This is a genomic window from Bradyrhizobium sp. 2TAF36, from assembly GCF_052114925.1.
Lineage (GTDB): Bacteria > Pseudomonadota > Alphaproteobacteria > Rhizobiales > Xanthobacteraceae > Bradyrhizobium > Bradyrhizobium barranii.
Window position 1 is genome coordinate 1 of sequence record NZ_JBFRFR010000226.1, and the last position, 1,536, is coordinate 1,536.

The following is a 1,536-nucleotide window of genomic DNA, read 5'->3' on the forward strand; positions in this document are numbered from 1 at the left end:
TGCCCTGCTCGTACACCACGCGGCCCCGCGCGATGGTGGTGACAGGCCAGCCGGTGACGTCAAAGCCCTCCCACGGCGTATAGTCCGCGCCGTGGTGCAGGTCGGCCTGCTGAATCGTCTTTGTCAGCTTCGGGTCCCACAGCGCGATGTCGGCGTCGAAGCCGACGCCGATCGAGCCCTTGCGCGGATAGAGCCCGTAGATCCGCGCATGATTGGTCGCAGTCAGCTCGACGAATTTCTGCAAGCTGATCCGCCCCTTCGAGACGCCTTCGGAGAACAGGATCGGCAACCGGGTCTCGACGCCCGGGATGCCGTTCGGCACCCAGCGGAACGAGGTGCGKGCATTCGGCGTCAGCTTGCCCTTGGGGTCGTCGTAGCGGAACGGGCAGTGATCGGACGAGAAGGTCTGGAACACACCGGTGGTGATGCCTTCCCAGATCGCCTGCTGGCTTTCGGCATCGCGCGGCGGCGGCGAGCAGACATACTTTGCGCCTGACATGTCCATGTTCAGGCCCTTCATGTCGTCGGCCGTCAGCGTGATGTATTGCGGACAGGTCTCGGCATGCACCGGCAGTCCGCGCTGCTGGGCCCAGCGCACCTGCTCCATCGCCTCGCGGCCGGAGACGTGGACGATCATGATGGGGACGCCGATCACCTCGGCATGGCTGATGGCGCGATGCGTCGCCTCGCGCTCGACGGCCTCCGGCCGCGACACGCCGTGATAATAGGGCGCGATATGGCCCTCGCGTTCGAGCTTGGCGGTGAGGAAACGGATCGCGTCGTAACCCTCGCAATGGACCATGACCAGCGCCTCCTCGCGGCGCGCGACGTCGAACACTTCCAGCAGCTGCTTGTCGCTGAGCACGAGGTCGTCATAGGTCATGAACACCTTGAACGAGGTGTAGCCATCCTTGACGAGAGCCGGCAGCTCCTGCCCGAGCACGACTGCGGTGGGGTCGGAGATGATGAGGTGGAAGGCGGTGTCGATGTAGCACTCGCCCTCGGCGAGCTTGCGGTAGTTCTCGACGCAGGTGCGCAGCGACGTCCCCTTCTCCTGGAGCGCGAAGGGTAACACCATGGTGTTGCCGCCGGCCGCCGCCGCGCGCGTTGCCGAAGCAAAATCGTCGGCCATCACGACGTCGGGGCCAGAGGCCTGGGAGATGTGGACGTGACTGTCGATCCCGCCCGGCAGCGCCAGCAGCCCCGTCGCGTCGATCTCGCGCGCCGCGCCTTCAATGCGGTCGGCGATGCTGACGATGCGTCCGTCGCGAATGCCGATATCGGCGCGAAATTCGTCGCTGGCCGTCACGATGGTGCCGCCGCGAATGGCGAGATCTAGCTGCGTCACAGGTGTCTCCGTCACTTGATGATCGCTGATGTCTGGAAGATCCGGCCCCACGCCGTAAGGGCCGCGATGTCGCCACCGGCGAGTTCGAGCGTCCGCCACAGCGTGACCGCGACCGAGTCCAGCACGGCGATGCCCAACTCCCGTTCGAGTGCTGCAGCCAGCGCGGCGCCGTCGAGATTGGTGCAGAG

At 65.8% G+C, this 1,536-nt stretch carries 1 protein-coding gene and 1 pseudogene; both read right to left on the minus strand.

Annotation, left to right across the window (positions count from 1 at the left end; all coding sequences use genetic code 11):
• Positions 1–1,348: dihydropyrimidinase (gene hydA, locus AB4Z51_RS44870; RefSeq protein ID WP_441499760.1), on the minus strand; the 1,348-nt coding region annotated here is incomplete at its 3' end.
• Positions 1,349–1,359: 11 nt separating this feature from the next.
• Positions 1,360–1,536 (minus strand): annotated as a pseudogene (locus AB4Z51_RS44875) (Asp/Glu/hydantoin racemase); the annotation flags it as partial.